The organism is Tessaracoccus rhinocerotis, from assembly GCF_007197885.1.
In the GTDB taxonomy this organism is placed as follows: Bacteria; Actinomycetota; Actinomycetes; order Propionibacteriales; family Propionibacteriaceae; genus Arachnia; species Arachnia rhinocerotis.
Genome location: NZ_VKKG01000005.1, coordinates 143,334 through 161,649, shown reverse-complemented (window position 1 = coordinate 161,649; position 18,316 = coordinate 143,334). Strand labels below are relative to the sequence as shown.

Annotated in this window: 18 protein-coding genes; 17 read left to right on the top strand and 1 reads right to left on the bottom strand. The window is 69.5% G+C overall.

What is annotated here, in order from left to right:
- The first annotated feature begins 5 nt into the window (after positions 1-5).
- Genes alaS through aroB form a run of 7 tightly spaced genes read left to right on the top strand, consistent with a single transcriptional unit; the run spans position 6 to position 7,828 of the window.
- On the top strand, positions 6-2,672 hold the full coding sequence (gene alaS, locus FOJ82_RS12495) for an alanine--tRNA ligase (RefSeq protein ID WP_143938821.1): 2,667 nt from the start codon (positions 6-8) through the stop codon (positions 2,670-2,672).
- Positions 2,665-3,135: a Holliday junction resolvase RuvX gene (gene ruvX / locus FOJ82_RS12490; RefSeq protein WP_143938820.1), complete on the top strand. Its 471-nt coding sequence runs from the start codon at positions 2,665-2,667 to the stop codon at positions 3,133-3,135. Before alaS ends, ruvX begins: the two co-directional genes overlap by 8 nt.
- Positions 3,132-4,247, top strand: a complete 1,116-nt coding sequence (gene mltG / locus FOJ82_RS12485; protein ID WP_143938819.1) for an endolytic transglycosylase MltG — start codon at positions 3,132-3,134, stop codon at positions 4,245-4,247. Before ruvX ends, mltG begins: the two co-directional genes overlap by 4 nt.
- On the top strand, positions 4,247-5,044 hold the full coding sequence (locus FOJ82_RS12480) for a shikimate dehydrogenase family protein (RefSeq protein ID WP_143938818.1): 798 nt from the start codon (positions 4,247-4,249) through the stop codon (positions 5,042-5,044). The genes mltG and FOJ82_RS12480 overlap by 1 nt, the downstream gene beginning before the upstream one ends.
- A 23-nt stretch (positions 5,045-5,067) precedes the next feature.
- Positions 5,068-6,264, top strand: coding sequence for a chorismate synthase (gene aroC, locus FOJ82_RS12475; protein ID WP_143938817.1), 1,197 nt, complete (start codon positions 5,068-5,070; stop codon positions 6,262-6,264).
- Complete coding sequence (locus tag FOJ82_RS12470; RefSeq protein ID WP_143938816.1) at positions 6,261-6,755, top strand: shikimate kinase; 495 nt, start codon at positions 6,261-6,263, stop codon at positions 6,753-6,755. The genes aroC and FOJ82_RS12470 overlap by 4 nt, the downstream gene beginning before the upstream one ends.
- A complete protein-coding gene (gene aroB / locus FOJ82_RS12465; protein WP_143938815.1) occupies positions 6,752-7,828 on the top strand; it encodes a 3-dehydroquinate synthase in 1,077 nt (358 codons plus the stop codon). Before FOJ82_RS12470 ends, aroB begins: the two co-directional genes overlap by 4 nt.
- A gap of 67 nt (positions 7,829-7,895) precedes the next feature.
- On the opposite strand, the gene FOJ82_RS12460 is transcribed toward aroB, so the two are convergent.
- On the bottom strand, positions 7,896-8,108 hold the full coding sequence (locus FOJ82_RS12460) for a CsbD family protein (protein ID WP_143938814.1): 213 nt from the start codon (positions 8,106-8,108) through the stop codon (positions 7,896-7,898).
- 183 nt (positions 8,109-8,291) lie between these two features.
- Between FOJ82_RS12460 and efp the strand changes: the two genes are divergently transcribed.
- From efp to metK, 10 genes are all read left to right on the top strand, one after another.
- A complete protein-coding gene (gene efp / locus FOJ82_RS12455) occupies positions 8,292-8,858 on the top strand; it encodes an elongation factor P (RefSeq protein WP_143938813.1) in 567 nt (188 codons plus the stop codon).
- Positions 8,851-9,282 (top strand): transcription antitermination factor NusB, encoded by a 432-nt coding sequence (gene nusB, locus FOJ82_RS12450; RefSeq protein WP_143938812.1) that lies wholly within the window; start codon positions 8,851-8,853, stop codon positions 9,280-9,282. Before efp ends, nusB begins: the two co-directional genes overlap by 8 nt.
- 17 nt (positions 9,283-9,299) lie before the next feature.
- Positions 9,300-10,433 (top strand): glutamine-hydrolyzing carbamoyl-phosphate synthase small subunit, encoded by a 1,134-nt coding sequence (gene carA / locus FOJ82_RS12445; protein WP_143938811.1) that lies wholly within the window; start codon positions 9,300-9,302, stop codon positions 10,431-10,433.
- On the top strand, positions 10,433-13,744 hold the full coding sequence (gene carB, locus FOJ82_RS12440) for a carbamoyl-phosphate synthase large subunit (RefSeq protein WP_143938810.1): 3,312 nt from the start codon (positions 10,433-10,435) through the stop codon (positions 13,742-13,744). Before carA ends, carB begins: the two co-directional genes overlap by 1 nt.
- Positions 13,741-14,820 (top strand): quinone-dependent dihydroorotate dehydrogenase, encoded by a 1,080-nt coding sequence (locus FOJ82_RS12435; RefSeq protein WP_143938809.1) that lies wholly within the window; start codon positions 13,741-13,743, stop codon positions 14,818-14,820. Before carB ends, FOJ82_RS12435 begins: the two co-directional genes overlap by 4 nt.
- The gene (gene pyrF / locus FOJ82_RS12430; protein ID WP_143938808.1) at positions 14,795-15,607 is read left to right on the top strand and encodes an orotidine-5'-phosphate decarboxylase; all 813 of its coding nucleotides are present in this window, start codon (positions 14,795-14,797) and stop codon (positions 15,605-15,607) included. Before FOJ82_RS12435 ends, pyrF begins: the two co-directional genes overlap by 26 nt.
- Positions 15,608-15,743: 136 nt before the next feature.
- Positions 15,744-16,055, top strand: coding sequence for an integration host factor, actinobacterial type (mihF, locus tag FOJ82_RS12425; protein WP_185975780.1), 312 nt, complete (start codon positions 15,744-15,746; stop codon positions 16,053-16,055).
- Between the two features lie 12 nt (positions 16,056-16,067).
- Positions 16,068-16,637 (top strand): guanylate kinase, encoded by a 570-nt coding sequence (gene gmk, locus FOJ82_RS12420; protein WP_221933162.1) that lies wholly within the window; start codon positions 16,068-16,070, stop codon positions 16,635-16,637.
- A 37-nt stretch (positions 16,638-16,674) separates the two neighbouring features.
- Positions 16,675-17,025: a DNA-directed RNA polymerase subunit omega gene (rpoZ, locus tag FOJ82_RS12415; RefSeq protein ID WP_246099873.1), complete on the top strand. Its 351-nt coding sequence runs from the start codon at positions 16,675-16,677 to the stop codon at positions 17,023-17,025.
- A 97-nt stretch (positions 17,026-17,122) separates the two neighbouring features.
- Entirely contained in the window at positions 17,123-18,310 is a 1,188-nt protein-coding gene (gene metK, locus FOJ82_RS12410) for a methionine adenosyltransferase (protein WP_143938806.1), read from the top strand.
- The last annotated feature ends 6 nt before the right edge of the window (positions 18,311-18,316 follow it).

Genomic DNA, 18,316 nt, shown 5'->3' with positions numbered 1-18,316 from the left:
CACCAATGAAGACCTCCGAGATCCGGAGCCGTTTCATCGACTTCTTCGCGCGCCACGACCACACGGTCGTGCCCAGCGCGTCACTGCTGTACAACGACCCCACGCTGCTGTTCGTGAATGCCGGCATGGTCCCGTTCAAGCCCTACTTCCTCGGGGACGAGCCCGCGCCGTTCAAGCGCGCCGTCTCCGTCCAGAAGTGCGTACGCACCCTCGACATCGACGAGGTGGGCGTCACCACCCGCCACGGCACCTTCTTCCAGATGAACGGCAACTTCGCCTTCAACGACTATTTCAAGGCCGAGGCCATCGCCTACGCCTGGGAACTGGTGACTGGCAGTGTGGCCGACGGCAACTGGGGCTTCGACGGGGACCGCATCTGGGTCACGGCCCTGCACGGCGACCAGGAGACCGTCGACCTGTGGCAGCGCGTGGGGGTCCCGCGCGAGCACATCCAGGAGCGTGGCCTCAAGGACAACTACTGGCACATGGGTGTTCCCGGGCCGGGCGGGCCGTGCTCTGAGATCTACTTCGACCGCGGGCCCGAGTTCGGTCCCGACGGCGGCCCCGAGGCGGACGAGGACCGCTTCCTCGAGATCTGGAACCTGGTGTTCCAGACCGAGGAACTCTCCGCTGTGCGCGCGAAGGACGACTTCGACGTCCTGCGCCCCCTGGCGTCGAAGAACATCGACACCGGCAACGGCCTCGAGCGCACCGCCTACCTCCTGCAGGGCGTGAACAACCTCTACGAGATCGACGAGGTCTTCCCGGTGATCGCGAAGGCAGCCGAGATCTCGGGGCGGACCTACGGCGCCGACGCCGCCGACGACATCCGCTTCCGCGTGGTCGCCGACCACGTCCGCAGTGCCCTGATGCTCATGACCGACGGCGTCACCCCCGGCAACGAGGCGCGCGGCTACGTGCTGCGACGGCTCCTGCGCCGCAGCATCCGCGCGATGCGCCTGCTCGGCGTCGGCGACCCGGTCCTCGGCGAACTGCTGCCGGTCAGCCGCGACCTGATGGGCGTGTCCTACCCCGAGGTGCACGGCGCCTGGGACCGCATCTCGCAAGCCGCAGGCACCGAGGAGGAGTCGTTCCGTCGCACCCTCCAGGCCGGCACCACCATCCTGGACACCGCCGTCGCCACGGCCAAGCAGGAGCGCGCGGAGACACTTGCCGGTGAGAAGGCGTTCCAGCTGCACGACACCTACGGCTTCCCCATCGACCTGACCGTCGAGATGGCGGCCGAGCAGGGCCTGAAGGTGGACCGCGAGCGGTTCAACTCCCTGATGACCGAGCAGAAGGAGCGCGCCCGCGCCGACGCCAAGGCCAAGAAGGGTGGCGCCGCCAGCCTCGAGGCCTACCGCAACCTGCGCGACAAGGGCGAGACCCCGTTCCTCGGGTACACCGACCTCGACGTCGAGACCTCCGTGGCCGGCATCATCTCCGACGGCGCGCTGGTGGACCGCGCCGGCGACGGCGACGAGGTCGAGATCGTGCTCGCCGAGACCCCGTTCTACGCGGAGGCCGGCGGTCAGGACTCCGACGCGGGCCGCATCACGGGCGACGGCTTCTCGCTCGAGGTCCTCGACGTGCAGCGCCCCGTCCCCGGACTCGTGATCCACCGCGTCCAGGTGCTCGGCGAGCTGCCCGCCGGCGCGCACGCCCGCGCCGTCGTCGACGCCGTGCACCGCCACGCCGGCTCCCAGGCGCACACCGCGACGCACATCATCCACGCCGCGCTGCGCGAACTGGTGGGCCCGACCGCCACCCAGGCGGGCTCCTACAACAAGCCCGGCTACATGCGCTTCGACTACTCGGCCGCGCAGGGCATGTCCGACGCGCTGAAGCTCGAGATCGAGCAGCGCGCCAACGAGGCCATCCGGGACTCCTTCGAGGTGACCGCCCAGCAGATGAAGCTGGATGAGGCCAAGGAACTCGGGGCGATGGCCATGTTCGGCGAGAAGTACCCGCCGGTGGTCCGCATGGTCGAGCTCGCCGGACCGTGGTCCCGCGAGCTGTGCGGCGGCACCCACGTGCCGAACACTGCCCAGATCGGTGTCCTGAACCTGATCAGCGAACAGTCCATCGGCTCCGGCGTCCGCCGGGTCGAGGCACTCGTCGCGCAGGACGCCTTCAGCAAGTTCGCGGCCGAGCGCGCACTGGTGAACTCGCTGACCAACACGCTGCGCGTGCAGCCCGACCAGCTCGTCGGCCGCGTGGAGCGGCTGATCGCAGAGCTCAAGGACGCGGAGAAGCGGCTCGCGGCCGCCCAGGCGCAGCAGTTGCTGTCGCGCGCCTCGGAGCTCGTGGCACAGGCCCGCGACGTCTCAGGTGTCCGCTACCTCGGCGTGCCGGTTCCCGGCGTCGGTGGGGGAGACCTGCGCACTCTCGCAGCCGACCTGCGTGACCGGCTCGGCAGCGGCCCCGCCGTCGTCGCGCTCGTCGGGGGAGGCGACGGCAAGGCCGCAGCCCTCGTCGCCACCAACGACGCCGCCCGCCAGGCAGGCCTGAAGGCCGGCCGCCTGATCTCGGTGGCCTGCCAGGCCCTCGGCGGCAAGGGTGGCGGCAAGGACGACATGGCCCAGGGCGGAGGCTCGCAGCCCGAGAACGCGCAGGCGGCGCTGTCGGCCGTCGAGGCCGCCATCCCCGCAGCACTGGAGAACCGTGGCTGATCACCCCGTCGGGCCGCGCCTCGGCATCGACTGGGGCAAGGCCCGGATCGGGGTGGCCGCGAGCAACCGCGGCACCACCCTTGCCTACCCGGTCGAGACGGTGCAGGCCGGGCCGAACGCGCTGCGTCGGATCGCCGAGCTCGTGGCCGAGTATGAGCCCGGCATCGTCTACGTCGGACTGCCGCTCACCCTGAAGGGCGAGCGCAGCTTCTCCGCGCAGTACGTGCTGGAGCGCGTCGCCGAACTGGGCGGTGTGATCGGGGCGGACAACATCCGCCTCGTCGACGAGCGGATGAGCACCTCGTCGGCGTCACGTAACCTTGGAAGTGCGGGGCGGCGAATCAAGCAGCAGAGGAATGTCATCGACCAGGCAGCAGCGGTCGAGATCCTGCAGCGCGCGCTGGACCTCGAGATCAGTTCCGGCAACCCGGCCGGCGAGGCTCTGGAAGGAGACGAAGCGTGAGCCCAGCCTTCGTTGACAACGACGGCAACCTCAACTGGCGCAAGATCGGCTACCACGCCCGCAGCGCCTTCGCCGTCCTCCTGTCCGCCGCGATCCTGGTGGGCGGCGGCTGGTTCGTCTACAGCAAGGTCAACGAGGCCTACGTCTCCTGGCGCACCGCCGACGACTACATCGGCGAGGGCGTCGACCCGGTCTCCGTCGTCGTCCCCCTGGGCGCGACGATCACCAACATCGGCGACATCCTCGTCGAGAACGACGTCATCAAGTCCACCTCGACGTTCCGCGACGAGGCGGCCAAGAATCCGGACTCGAACAGCATCCAGGCCGGACGCTACAACCTCAAGACCCAGATCCCGGCCGCCATGGCACTCGAGATGCTGCTGGACCCGGCCAACCTGGAGGTGACCACGATCACCATCCCGGAGGGCTTCGCCCTGTCCCAGCAGTGGACGGTCATCACCCGTGAGCTGGACATCCCGCGCGAGGACATCTCCGCCGCGTACAACAGCGGCGAGGTGGAGCTGCCCGAATGGGCCGCCGGAAACTTCGAGGGCGTGATGTTCCCCGACACCTACCAGGTGGCGGAGCCCGTCAACCCGCTGCAGATCGCACAGGCGCAGGTGGCCCAGTTCAAGCGCGTGGCCACTGAACTGGAACTCGAGAGCAGGGCCCAAGCAATGGGTCTGACGCCGTATGAGGTCGTGACCGTCGCCTCGATCATCGAGAAGGAGGTGGCCACGCCCGAATACCGACCCATGGTCGCGCGTGCCATCTACAACCGGCTCGAGAAGGGGATGAAGCTCCAAGTGGATTCCTCGGTGCACTACGCCCTCGGCGACTTCTCCAAGGTCACCACCACGGCAGAGGACCGCGCGAACCCCTCGCCCTACAACACCTACGTGCACGAGGGCCTGCCGCCCGGACCCATCAGCAACCCCGGACGCGCCGCCCTGGACGCCGCACTCACCCCTTCCGAGGGCGACTACGTGTTCTGGGTGACGGTGAACCTCGACACCGGCGAGACGCGCTTCGCCGCCACCGCCGAGGAGCACGAGGCGAACGTGGCGCTGTTCCAGCAGTGGTGCCAGGCCAACACGGGCCGCTGCGTCTGATGCGCTGCGCAGTCATCGGGGACCCGGCGGCGCACTCGCTGTCCCCGGCGATCCACCGCGCCGGATACGCCGCAACCGGGCTGGACTGGACCTACGACGCCATCACGGTTGCGCCCGAGGCCCTCGACGGCTTCCTCACCGGTGTGCTCGCCGACCCGCAGTGGCGCGGCCTCAGCGTGACGGCGCCCCACAAGGAGGCGCTGCTTTCCTACGGCGAGCCCGACCACGTCGCCCGTCTCGTGGGCGGCGGCAACACGCTGGTCAAGGGCGAGTCCGTCACCGTCCACAACACCGACGTGCCCGGCTTCGTCCGTGCCTGGCGGCACCACGGCCTGGGTGCTCCCAGGCGCGCCGCCATCGTCGGCAACGGCGCGACGGCGCGCTCGCTCATGGTGGCGCTGGCCGGTCTCGAGGTGGCAGAGGTGATCGTGCTGGCGAGGCGACCGGAGCGTGCGACGTCGCTGGTGGAACTGGGGATCGCGCTGGGGGCCAACGTCGAGGCGGTGGCCATCGACACCGAGCTCCCGGAGCTGGACCTGCTGGCCTCCACCGTCCCCACCGGCGCGACCGCTCCGCACGCGGAGCGCTGGGCCGGGGCGTCGTCGGTGCTCTTCGACGCCGTCTACGACCCGTGGCCGACGCCGCTGGCGCAGGCCGCGCGGGAGGGGCAACCCGTGATCACCGGTCTCGACCTGCTGGCCGGCCAGGCGGTCGACCAGTTCTACCTGATGACGGGCCGCGAGGTGACGTTCGTCGACTGCCTATCCGCCGCCGAGGACGAGCTGCGACGTCGCTGACGAAGCATGGAAGAATACCTTCCATGCTTCGATACCTCACCGCCGGCGAGTCGCACGGCCAGGCCCTGATCGCGACGATGGAGGGCATCCCCGCCCACGTCAGGGTGGGAGTACCGGAGATCTCGAAGGCGCTTGCGAGGCGCCGGCTCGGCATCGGCCGCGGTGCCCGGATGAAGTTCGAGGCAGACGAGCTCTCCCTCCTCGGCGGTTTCCGCCACGGCGAGACCCTCGGGTCGCCGATCGCCATCATGGTCGGCAACACCGAGTGGCCCAAGTGGGAGCAGGTGATGGCCCCGGGCGAGGTGGACGCCGACGAGCTGGCCGAGGTGGCCCGCAACGCACCGCTCACCCGGCCGCGCCCCGGCCACGCGGACCTCGCCGGCATGCAGAAGTACGACTGGGACGAGTCCCGCCCGATCCTCGAGCGTGCCTCCGCCCGCGAGACCGCCGCGCGCGTCGCGCTGGGCACGGTCGCGCACGCCTTCCTGCAGCAGAGCCTGGGCGTCACGGTCCTCAGCCACGTCGTCGCTCTCGGCCCGGCGGAGACGAAGTCAACGGCCATCCCCACCTACGCGGACCTGGAGGCCATCGACGCGGCACCCACCCGCTGCTTCGACCCGGAGGCCGCCGCCGCGATGGAGGCCGAGGTCGAGGCCTGCAAGAAGGCCGGCGACACCCTGGGCGGAGTCGTGGAGGTGGTGGTCTGGGGTCTGCCACCGGGCCTCGGGTCCCACATCCAGGGTGACCGGCGGCTGGACGCGCGCCTCGCGGCGGCACTGATGGGCATCCAGGCCATCAAGGGCGTCGAGGTGGGTGACGGCTTCGACCTGGCCCGCCGTCGCGGCTCCGCCGCCCACGACGAGATCCTCGCGGGGGAGACCGGGGTCGAGCGCGCCACCCACCACGCCGGCGGCATCGAGGGCGGCATGACCACTGGCGAGGTGCTGCGGGTTCGCGCCGCCATGAAGCCGATCTCCACCGTTCCCCGCGCACTGCGCACCATCGACGTCGCCACCGGCGAGGCCGCCTCCGCCCACCACCAGCGCAGCGACGTCTGCGCCGTCCCCGCCGCCGGGGTCGTGGCCGAGGCGATGGTGGCACTCGTCGTCGCTGAGGCGGTCCTCGAGAAGTTCGGTGGTGACTCCGTCGCGGAGACCAGGCGCAACGCCGAGTCCTACCTGGCGCACCTCGAACAGCGTGGACTGCAGGTGCACTCATGAGCATCGTGCTGGTCGGGGCGCCGGGCTCGGGGAAGTCATCGGTGGGGCGAGCCCTCGCCGCCGAGTTGGAACGCGACTTCATCGACGTCGACTCCCGCATCGAGGACGTGGTGGGCAAGCCCATCCGCGAGATCTTCGCCGACGAGGGCGAGGCGCACTTCCGCGAACTGGAGGAGTCCGCCACCCTTGAGCTGATCCAGACAGATGCGGTCGTCTCGCTCGGAGGGGGAGCGGTGCTCAGCGAGAAGGTCCGCGACGCGCTGCAGCACCACGACGTGGTCTGGCTCAAGGTCTCCATCGGCCAGGCCACCCGACGGGTCGGCATGAACACCGTGCGTCCCCTGCTGCTGGGCAACGTCCGGGGCCGGCTCATCGAGCTGCTGCGCGAACGCACCCCGCTGTACGAGGCCGTGGCAACCACGACGATCGACACCGACGAGCGCTCACCCAGGGAGATCGCCTCCGAGCTCGCCGACAGGCGCAGGCCGTGACGGTTCGCGTCGAGTCCAAGGCAGGTCCCTACGAGGTCCACATCTCCCGAGATGCGCTTGAAGCGCTGCCCGCGCAGCTGGAGGGCGCGAACCGGGTGGCCCTGATCCATTCGCCGCCGCTGGAGGACGTGGCCCACCACGTATCCGGACTGCTGGACGGCCTCGAGGTGCTGCGGATCGAGGTCCCCGACGCCGAGGAGGCCAAGACCCCCGGTATCCTCGCGTGGTGCTGGGACCAGCTGGCCGAGGCCGGCTTCACCCGCAACGACGTCGTCGTCGGACTGGGTGGCGGCACCGCCACGGACCTCGCCGGGTTCGTCGCAGCCAGCTGGCTGCGGGGCGTCGCCTACGTCAGCGTCCCCACCTCCGTGCTGGGGATGGTGGACGCGGCAGTCGGCGGCAAGACCGGGATCAACCTGACCGCCGGGAAGAACCTCGTCGGTGCGTTCCACGAGCCACGGGCCGTGATCTGTGACCTGTCGTTGCTCGACAGCCTCCCCGCAGCCGAGGTGCGCTCCGGGATGGCGGAGGTCATCAAGTGCGGCTTCATCGCCGATCCGCAGATCCTGCGGCTGGTGAGCGACGACCTGGACGACTCGCTCGACGTCACCTCCATCAGGTTCGCGGAGCTGGTGCGGCGCGCGATCACGGTCAAGGCCGAAGTGGTGGCTGCGGACCTGACCGAGCGCACGTCCATCGGGGCCGACATCGGTCGGGAGGCCCTGAACTACGGCCACACCCTGGGGCATGCCATCGAGGCGCGCGAGAGGTTCACCCTCCGCCACGGCGAGGCCATCAGCATCGGCATGGTGTTCATGGCTGAGGTCTCCCGACGGCTGCTCGGCCTGGACGACGAGACCGCGGCGATGCACCGTGAACTGCTGGGCGGGATCGAGCTCCCGCTTCGCTACGAGCAGGAAGCCTGGCCCGAGCTGCGTCGCCTCATGAGCCTGGACAAGAAGTCCCGCGGTTCCACGCTGCGGCTGGTCGGCCTCAGCGCCCAGGGGCGACCACGGATCCTCGCCGACCCGGACGAGCGGGTCCTCGAGGAGGCCTACGCCTCACTGGCGTGACGGATCGCCCACCAGACGACAGAGGGGCGGGTGCACGTGCACCCGCCCCTCATCCGTGTGACAGCCGTCAGCGGCGGTCCCTGTCGTTGTCAGTGACGTCGTTGAACGCCTCGGACGCACCGTCCTTGACGTCCTCGACACCCTTCTTGACGTGGGCCTTGCCCTGGTCCATGCGGCCCTCGGCCTCGAGCTGCTCGTTGTCGGTCGCGTCGCCGACGCCTTCCTTGATCTTGCCCTTGGCGTCCTCGGCGGCGTTGGAAAGCTTGTCTCCCAAACCCATGTTCAACTCCTTCGATCCACCTCGGTGCGGGATTGCCCGAGAGGAACCAGCCTACGCCCGTTGGAGGTCAACGGTCCGGGATGCGGTGAGACGACCCCTTGGGCTTTTCGCGCATCGTGAGATGTTGGGTAGACTCTCGCGACGGCCCGGATGGGCTCCGGATTGTGACGAGAGGCGGAAGTTGTGGCGTCGACCAACGACCTGAAGAACGGCATGGTGCTGGACCTGGACGGCCAGCTCTGGCAGGTGCAGTGGTTCCAGCACCACAAGCCCGGCAAGGGCAACACCGTGGTTCGCACCAAGCTCAAGCACGTCCTCAGCGGCAAGACCGTTGACCGGACGTTCCCTGCGGACACCAAGGTGGACACCGCCACCGTCGACCGCAGCGAGATGCAGTACCTCTACATGGACGGCGACGACTACGTCTTCATGGACAACACCTCGTTCGAGCAGCTGATGATCAGCGCCGCCGTCGTGGGGGAGGCCAAGGACTACCTGCTGGAGAACCAGTCGGCCACGGTGGCCACCCACGAGGGCAACCCCCTGTTCATCGAGCTGCCCGCCTCCGTGGAGCTCGAGATCACCTACACCGAGCCCGGCCTGCAGGGCGACCGCTCCAGCGGCGGCACCAAGCCCGCGACCCTGGAGACCGGCAAGGAGATCCAGGTCCCGTTGTTCATCACCAACGGCGAGAAGGTCAAGGTGGACACCCGCGACGGTTCCTACCTGGGCCGCGTCACCGGTGCCTGAGGCCTCGCACTACGGCGCCCAGACGAAGGCCCGCAAGGCCGCCCTGGACGTCCTGTTCGCCGCGGAGCAGCGCGGCGTGGGGATCGTGGATCTCCTGAACGAGCAACTGACCCTGGGCGGTGGCACCGTTCGCGAACTCACTCGCACGATCGTCCACGGCGTCGCCGAGCACAAGCAGGCGATCGACGCGCGCATCGCCGCTGCCGTCTCAGATTCGTGGACGCTGGATCGCATGCCGGCCGTGGACCGTAATCTGGCGCGGATCGCGGTCTTCGAACTGGACCACAGCGACGTCCCGGCGTCGGTTGCGATCTCGGAGGCGGTCCGCCTGGCCTCCGACCTGTCCACCGACGAGTCACCGACATTCCTCAACGGCCTGCTCTCACGAGCCGCGGCCGACCCACACAAGCCCACTGAAAACTGACCACTGACGAGGTACGCATGAGTTCTCAACCCGCAATCTTGGTTCTGGAGGACGGACGCGTATTTCGTGGTCGATCCTTCGGCGCGGCCGGCGAGGCCTTCGGTGAGCTGGTGTTCTCCACCGGCATGTCCGGATACCAGGAGCTCCTCACCGACCCCAGCTACCACAAGCAGGTGGCCCTGACCACGGCGCCGCACGTCGGCAACACCGGCTGGAACGACGAGGACGACGAGTCCTCCCGCATCTGGGTCGCAGGCTTCGTGGTCCGCGACCCCGCCCCCCGCCCGTCGAACTGGCGCTCCAAGGGGAGCCTCGACGCCGAGTTGGCGCGGCAGGGCGTCGTCGGGATCGCCGACGTGGACACCCGCGCCCTCACCCGCCACATCCGCGAGGCCGGGGCCATGCGCGTCGGCATCTCCACCACCGACCTCGACGAGAAGTCGCTGTTGGCCAAGGTCCTGCAGCAGCCGTCCATGGAGGGCGCCGACCTGACCGGCGAGGTCACCATCGACGAGGCCTACGTCATCCCCGCGCGCGGCGAGAAGAAGTACACGGTCGCCGTGCTGGACCTCGGCATCAAGTCCATGTCGCTGTCGCGGCTCTCCGAGCTCGGCATCGAGCAGCACGTGCTGCCCGCCACCGCGAGCTGGGCCGACGTCGAGGCCACCAACCCCGACGGGGTGTTCTTCTCCAACGGCCCGGGCGACCCAGCAGCGGCCACCGGCCCGATCGCGGTGCTGAAGAATGTGCTGGAGAACCGGATCCCCTACTTCGGCATCTGCCTGGGCAACCAGCTCTTCGGCCACGCACTCGGCTTTGGCACCTACAAGCTCAAGTTCGGCCACCGCGGCCTCAACGTGCCCGTCAAGGACCTCGCCACCGGCAAGGTCGAGATCACCGCGCAGAACCACGGCTTCGCCGTCGACGCCCCCATCGGGGAGCACGTCGAGACCCCGTACGGCACGGCAGAGGTCAGCCACGTCTGCCTCAACGACGACGTCGTCGAGGGTCTCGAGCTGCGACGCGACGGGCGGCGGGTCGGGTTCTCCGTGCAGTACCACCCCGAGGCGGCCGCAGGCCCGCACGACTCCACCCACCTGTTCGACCGTTTCGTCGAGATGCTGGCGGCCAACGCCGGGAAGGAAGCCTGATGCCCCGTCGCCAGGACATTGAATCGATCCTCGTCATCGGCTCCGGCCCCATCGTCATCGGTCAGGCCTGCGAGTTCGACTACTCCGGCACCCAGGCGTGCCGGGTGCTGCGCGAGGAGGGGTTCCGGGTGGTCCTCGTGAACTCCAACCCCGCCACGATCATGACGGACCCGGACTTCGCAGACGCCACCTACGTCGAGCCCATCACCACGGAGTTCCTGGAGCGCGTCATCGCGAAGGAGCGCCCCGACGCGGTGCTGGCCACCCTCGGCGGCCAGACCGCACTGAACGCGGCGATCAAGCTCGACGAGGCCGGGATCCTCGAGAAGTACGGGGTCGAGCTGATCGGCGCCTCCGTGGAGGCCATCCAGCGCGGCGAGAACCGCGAGGAGTTCAAGGACATCTGCCTCGCACTGGACGTCCCGGGCGGTCCGCCCGAGGTGGCCAAGTCCTTCATCTGCCACTCCATGGAAGAGGTGCTCACGGCCGCCGACACCCTCGGGTTCCCCGTCGTCGTGCGCCCCAGCTTCACCATGGGCGGGGTCGGCTCCGGGTTCGCCCACGACGCCGACGAGCTGCGCCAGATCGCTGGTGCGGGCCTGTCCGCCAGCCCCGTCACCGAGGTCCTGATCGAGGAGTCCATCCTCGGGTGGAAGGAGTTCGAGCTGGAGCTGATGCGCGACACCGCGGACAACGTGGTGGTGGTCTGCTCCATCGAGAACTTCGACCCGATGGGCGTGCACACCGGCGACTCCATCACCGTCGCCCCGGCCATGACCCTCACCGACCGCGAGTACCAGCGGATGCGCGACGTCGGCATCGCGATCATCCGCGCGGTGGGCGTCGACACCGGCGGCTGCAACATCCAGTTCGCCATCGAGCCCGACACCGGGCGCATGATCGTCATCGAGATGAACCCGCGCGTGTCCAGGTCCTCCGCGCTCGCCTCCAAGGCCACCGGCTTCCCGATCGCCAAGATCGCGGCCAAGGTCGCCGTCGGCTACACCCTGGACGAGATCACCAACGACATCACCCAGGTCACGCCGGCCGCGTTCGAGCCGGTCATCGACTACGTCATCGTCAAGGTGCCGCGGTTCGCGTTCGAGAAGTTCCCGGCCGCCGACTCCACGCTCACCACGCACATGAAGTCCGTGGGCGAGGTGATGGCCATCGGCCGCAACTTCACCGAGGCCCTCGGGAAGGCGCTGCGCTCCATGGAGGACGCCTCGGCGCCCTTCGACTACGCTGCGCCCGCCGAGCGTTCCGTGACCGACCTGCTCACCGACGCCGCCCGTCCGCACGACGGCCGCATCCGGCTCGTGATGCAGGCCCTGCAGCAGGGTGCCACCACCAAGCAGGTCTACGAGGCCACCAAGATCGACCCCTGGTTCATCCACCAGCTCGAGTTGCTGCGCGACCTGGCCGTCGAGGTGGCCGACGCTCCCGAGCTGACCGCCGAGGTGCTCCGCAAGGCCAAGAAGCACGGCTACTCGGACTCCCAGATCGCGCAGCTGCGCAACCACAGCACCGACGTCATCCGCGGCGTGCGGTGGGCGCTGGGAATCCGCCCTGTCTTCAAGTCGGTCGACACCTGCGCCGCCGAGTTCGAGGCCAGGACCCCCTACATGTACTCCTCCTACGACGAGGAGACCGAGGTCCCGTCCCGCGAGAAGCCTGCTGTCCTGATCCTCGGTTCGGGACCCAACCGCATCGGCCAGGGCATCGAGTTCGACTACTCGTGCGTCCACGCCACCATGGCGCTGCGGGAGGCCGGCTACGAGGCCGTAATGGTCAACTGCAACCCCGAGACGGTCTCCACCGACTACGACACCTCCGACCGGCTCTACTTCGAGCCGCTCACCGCCGAGGACGTGCTCGAGATCTACCACGCCGAGTTGAAGGCCGGCCCCGTGGTGGGGGTCATCTGCCAGCTCGGCGGCCAGACGCCGCTCAAGCTCGCGCAGACCCTGAAGGACGCGGGCGTGCCGATCCTTGGCACCAGCCCGGAGGCCATCAACCTGGCCGAGGAGCGCGGCGCCTTCGGCCGCCTCCTCAGCCGGGCCGGGCTGCCGGCACCCAAGCACGGCATGGCCAGCTCCTTCGCGGAGGCGAAGGCCATCGCCGCGGAGATCGGCTACCCCGTGCTCGTGCGCCCCAGCTACGTGCTGGGCGGCCGCGGCATGGAGATCGTCTACGACGACGCCGCCCTCGAGCGCTACATCTCGAACGCCACCGAGGTCACCGAGGACTCGCCCGTGCTGGTGGACCGGTTCCTCGACGACGCCGTGGAGATCGACGTCGACGCCCTCTACGACGGCGAGGAGCTCTTCCTGGGCGGCGTGATGGAGCACATCGAGGAGGCAGGCGTGCACTCCGGTGACTCGGCCTGCTCCCTGCCGCCGATCACCCTTGGCGACGCCGTCGTGGAGCACATCCGCGAGGCCACCCACCTGATCGCCGACGGGGTGGGGGTGCGCGGTCTGCTGAACATCCAGTTCGCCCTGCACGCGGACACCGTCTACGTCCTCGAGGCCAACCCGCGTGCGTCGCGCACCGTGCCGTTCGTGAGCAAGGCAAAGGGCATCCAGCTGGCCAAGGCCGCCGCCCGGATCATGCTGGGGGAGTCCATCCAGGACCTGCGCGACTCCGGGCTGCTCCCGGCCGAGGGCGACGGCTCGACCACGCGCCCCGGCGCCCCAGTGGCGGTGAAGGAGGCCGTGATGCCGTTCAACCGGTTCCGCACCTCCACCGGCGCCTTCGTGGACACCGTCCTGGGCCCCGAGATGCGCTCCACCGGAGAGGTGATGGGCCTGGCCGACAACTTCGGCACGGCCTACGCGAAGGCCTGGGCCGCGTCGGGCGGGCCACTGCCGACCAGCGGCACCGTGTTCGTGTCCGTCGCCAACCGCCACAAGCGGCACGCGCTGTGGCCGATCAAGCGGCTGGCAGACCTCGGGTTCAAGCTGATGGCCACCAGCGGCACGGCCTCGGTGCTGCGCCGCAACGGCGTGGAGGTCACCGAGGTGCACAAGCTCTCCGAGCGGGAGGATGGCGACACCGCCCCCACCATCGTCGAGCTGATCAGCAGCGGCGACATCGACCTCGTGTTCAACACGCCGCAGGGCAGCAACGTCGACGGTGCCTCGCCCCGTGAGGACGGCTACCTGATCCGCACCGCGGCCGTGCTGGCCGACGTGCCGTGCGTGACGACCGTGCCCGGCCTCGCCGCGGCGGTGCAGGGCATCGAGGCGCTCCGCCGCGGTGGCCTCGAGGTGCAGTCGCTGCAGGAATGGGCGGCAGCCGCCCGATGACTGACCCGTCCGTCCCCACGAGGCTGATGCGCACCGCGTACCAGCTGGGGCTCCGCCCGTTGTTCTTCCGCCTGCGCCGCGGGGACGCCGAGCGGGTCCACGAGGACGTTATCGGGCTGCTTTCCAGGCTGCCCTCGGGTGGGCGCGCGGCGGTGGCGGACCCCGTCACCGTCGCCGGCATCCGGTTCCCGAACCGGGTCGGCCTCGCGGCCGGCATGGACAAGGACGGACGCGCGGCCGGGGCGTGGGCGAGGCTCGGCTTCGGGTTCGCCGAACTCGGGACCGTCACGGGCCAGGCCCAGCCGGGCAACCCGAAGCCGCGCGTGTTCCGCCTGAAGCAGTCGCGGGCACTGGTGAACCGGATGGGCTTCAACAACTCCGGCGCCGAGGCCATGGCCGAGCGTCTCCACCTGCTGGGCGTGCGTCGCGGCAACCACGCCGTCGGGATCCCGCTGGGCATCTCGATCGGCAAGACCAAGGTGGTGCCGCTGGACCGGGCCACCGACGACTACCTGCACTCGCTGCGAGCGCTGGAACTCTACGCCGACTACTTCGCGGTCAACGTCTCCAGCCCCAACACCCCGGGGCTGCGGGACCTGCAGGGGGCCGAGGAACTGGCCGCCCTGCTGGCGGCGCTGGTGGCGGAGACCGCGCGCCTGTCCGGGCGCCCGACGCCCATCTTCGTCAAGCTCGCGCCCGACCTCGAGCCGGTGCAGCTGCGCGAGACGCTGGCCGTCATCAACGACTCGGGCGCCGCCGGGATCATCGCCACCAACACGACGCTGTCCAGGGACCACCTCGCACCCGCCGACCGCGTCCTGGGCGAGCAGGCCGGCGGGCTCAGTGGGGCGCCCCTGACCGAGCGTGCGCTGCGCTTCGTCGAGGACGTCGCCGCCGGCACCCGCCTGCCGGTGATCGGGGTCGGCGGGATCATGACGCCCTGCGACGCGTCCCGGATGTTCGACGCAGGAGCTCGACTCGTCCAGCTGTACACGGGATTCATCTACGAAGGGACCGCACTGATCCGCGGAATCCGGGAACTGGAGAGCTATGAGCAGCTACCGCACAAGGCTTGAGGAGCTGACGGCGGCGCGCGGCCGCCTCTGCGTCGGCGTGGACCCGATGCCCTCGGTGCTGGAGGCGTGGGACCTGGGCCGCGACCTGGCCGGGCTCGAGGCGTGTGCCCGCGGAATCGTCGAGGAGCTGGGGGAGAAGGTGGCCGTGTTCAAGCCCCAGTCCGCGTTCTTCGAGGCCTTCGGCTCCGCCGGCGTGGCCGTCCTGGAGCGCGTCCTGGCAGACATCCGCGACGCCGGCGCGCTCTCCCTGCTCGACGTGAAGCGCGGCGACATCGGCAGCTCGATGGCCGGCTACGCCAGCGCCTACCTCGACGACCACTCCCCGCTGCGGGCCGACGCCATCACCGTCAGCCCGTACCTGGGCGTCGGTTCGCTCGCCCCCGCCATCGAGAAGGCGGTCGCGGCGGGGCGCGGTCTCTACGTCCTGGCCCGCACCTCCAACCCCGACGGCCACGCGATCCAGACCGGCGTCGTCGACGGCGTCAGCGTCGCGCAGCACGTGGTGGACACGGTCGCGGCGGGAAACCCCGGCTGGGACCATGCCGTCGGCCTCGTCGTGGGCGCCACCCACGAGGACCTCGGCTGCGACGTCTCCGGCTTCAACGGCTCCATCCTGACACCCGGCATCGGGGCGCAGGGCGGCACCATCGAATCGGTCCGGAGGGTCTTCGGAGACGCCTCCGCACTGGTCCTGCCGACCGCCAGCCGGGAGGTCATCGGTGCTGGCCGGGGACAACTCGTGGCCCGTGCGACACGGCTGTTGGAACAGTCAGAACAGCTCGGCTGAGCCCGCCCGAGGCGCGGTCATATCGATTTCGCACCAACCTTCGAGGTGTTCGCGCTAACAGTGGTTGCCGCGGGCTACATTGCTCGAAAGTGTTGGCACACCCGAGGACTCGGGTGACATCGAACTGGAGTACGCCATGGCCATTCCGCAGTTGAGCCCCGAGCAGCTCGAGTCCGCCCGCAGCGCCGCAACCGCGGCCAGGCGTGCGCGCGCGGACCTCAAGGAGAAGGTCCGCACGGGGAAGATGACGCTCGGGCAGGCGCTCGAGCACGCAGCCGACGACGAAGTCCTCTCGCGCGTCAAGGTGGTCGACCTGCTGCGCGCCCTCCCGCGAGTCGGGATCACCCGCTCCCAGGAGATCATGGAGAGCCTGCAGATCGCCCCGAACCGCCGCATCCGGGGACTCGGGCGCCACCAGGTGGAGCGACTCAAGGAGATGTTCGCCTGAGCCGTGGCTAAGCTGTCCCGGGTGGACAACAAGAACGCATCGGTCTGGGTGATCTCCGGCCCCAGTGGGGTTGGCAAGGGAACGGTCTGTGCAGCGTTGCGCAGGCAGCGACCGGAGGTGTTCTTCTCGGTGTCGATGACCACACGCAAGCCGCGCCCGAGCGAGACCGACGGGGTGAGCTACCACTTCGTCTCCGACGAGCACTTCCGCGAGCTGGTGGACGCCGGCGAGATGCTGGAGCACGCCGTGGTGCACGGGCTGCACAGCTACGGCACCCCGCGCCGCGCCGTCGAGGAGGCGCTGGCGCAGGGCCGCCCCGTCGTCCTCGAGATCGACCTGCAGGGGGCGCGCCAGGTCAAGGAGAACCTGCCCGAGGCCAAGCTCGTCTTCCTGCAGCCGCCCTCCTGGGACGAGCTGGTCAAGCGGCTGCGGGGGCGCGGCACCGAGGACGAGGAGGCCCAGAGCCGTAGGCTGGAGACGGCCAAGCTCGAGCTCGAGGCCATGGCGGAAGCCGACGAAGTGGTGGAGAATGACGACGTCGAGGAAACCGTGGCCAATTTGATAAGCTTGATGGGCTTGTGACCACAGGCAGTTCCACAACTCTGATCAGAGGTCAACCTTGAGCATCCATCCCGAAGGCATCACCAACCCGCCGATCGACGATCTCCTCGAGTCCATCGACTCGAAGTACCGGCTGGTGATCTTCGCGGCCAAGCGTGCACGCCAGATCAACGCCTACTACTCACAACTCGGCGAGGGCCTGCTGGAGAACGTCGGCCCGCTCGTCTCCGCCGCACCCCAGGAGAAGCCGCTGTCCATCGCCCTGCGCGAGATCAAGGAAGGCCTGCTCGAGTACACCGACATCGACCCCGAGGCCGAGGCAGCGGCAGCCGCCGAGGCCGATGCCGATCCGGCGTTCTCGTTCGTCGACCCGTTCGCGGACTCGACGACGCCCGACCCCGCCTCCTGACCACCTCCTGAAGGATTTCCCCGCAGCACGCGGGGTTTGGTGGCTTGTTGCCACCGCCCAAAACCGATCGTGGCTTGTCGCCACACAAGGAGCAACAATGAGTCGTCTGTTCACCTCCGAGTCAGTCACGGAGGGACACCCCGACAAGATCGCCGACTCGATCTCCGACGCCGTCCTGGACGCCCTGCTCGAGCAGGACCCGGGCGCGCGCGTCGCCGTCGAGACGCTCGTCACCACCGGTCTGGTGGTGGTGGCCGGCGAGGTCAACACCACCGGCTTCGCCGACGTCGCACAGATCGCGCGGCAGCGCATCCTCGACATCGGCTACACGTCGTCCGCGATGGGATTCGACGGCGCGTCCTGCGGCGTGTCCGTTGCCATCGGCGCCCAGTCCCCGGACATCGCCCAGGGTGTCGACTCCGCCTACGAGGCCCGCGTGGAGCACGACACCGACGCCGGCAGCCACCAGGGCGCCGGCGACCAGGGCCTGATGTTCGGCTACGCCTGTGACGAGACACCGTCCCTGATGCCGCTGCCGATCGACCTCGCACACCGCCTCGCGGAGCGCCTGACGGAGGTCCGCAAGGACGGGACCCTGGCCTACGTCCGTCCCGACGGCAAGACGCAGGCCTCCGTCGTCTACTCCGACGGCCGCGCCACCGGCGTGGAGACCGTGGTGGTCTCGACGCAGCACGCCGACGGGATCTCCCTCGACGAAGTGATCCGGCCGGACATCGAGCGCCACGTGATCGCACCCGTCCTGGAGCAGTACGGGTTCCCCGCGCCGGACCGGGTGCTCGTGAACCCCACCGGCAAGTTCGTCATCGGCGGCCCGATGGGGGACGCCGGCCTCACGGGCCGCAAGATCATCGTCGACACCTACGGAGGAATGGCCCGCCACGGTGGGGGCGCGTTCTCCGGCAAGGACCCCTCGAAGGTGGACCGCTCGGCGGCGTACGCCATGCGCTGGGTGGCCAAGAACGTGGTGGCCGCAGGGCTCGCGAAGCGCTGCGAGGTGCAGGTGGCCTACGCCATCGGCAAAGCCCATCCCGTCGGCTTCTACCTGGACACCTTCGGCACCGAGGCCGTGCCGCACGACCAGATCCGCGATGCCGTCCTGGCCACGTTCGACCTGCGCCCCGGCGCCATCATCCGTGACCTCGAACTGCTGCGCCCCATCTACCGGGAGTTCAGCGCCTACGGCCACTTCGGTCGCGAGGTGGCCAACGCCACCTGGGAGCGCACCGACCGCGCCGAGGCCCTCGCCCGGGCGGTGAAGGGATAGCGGAGC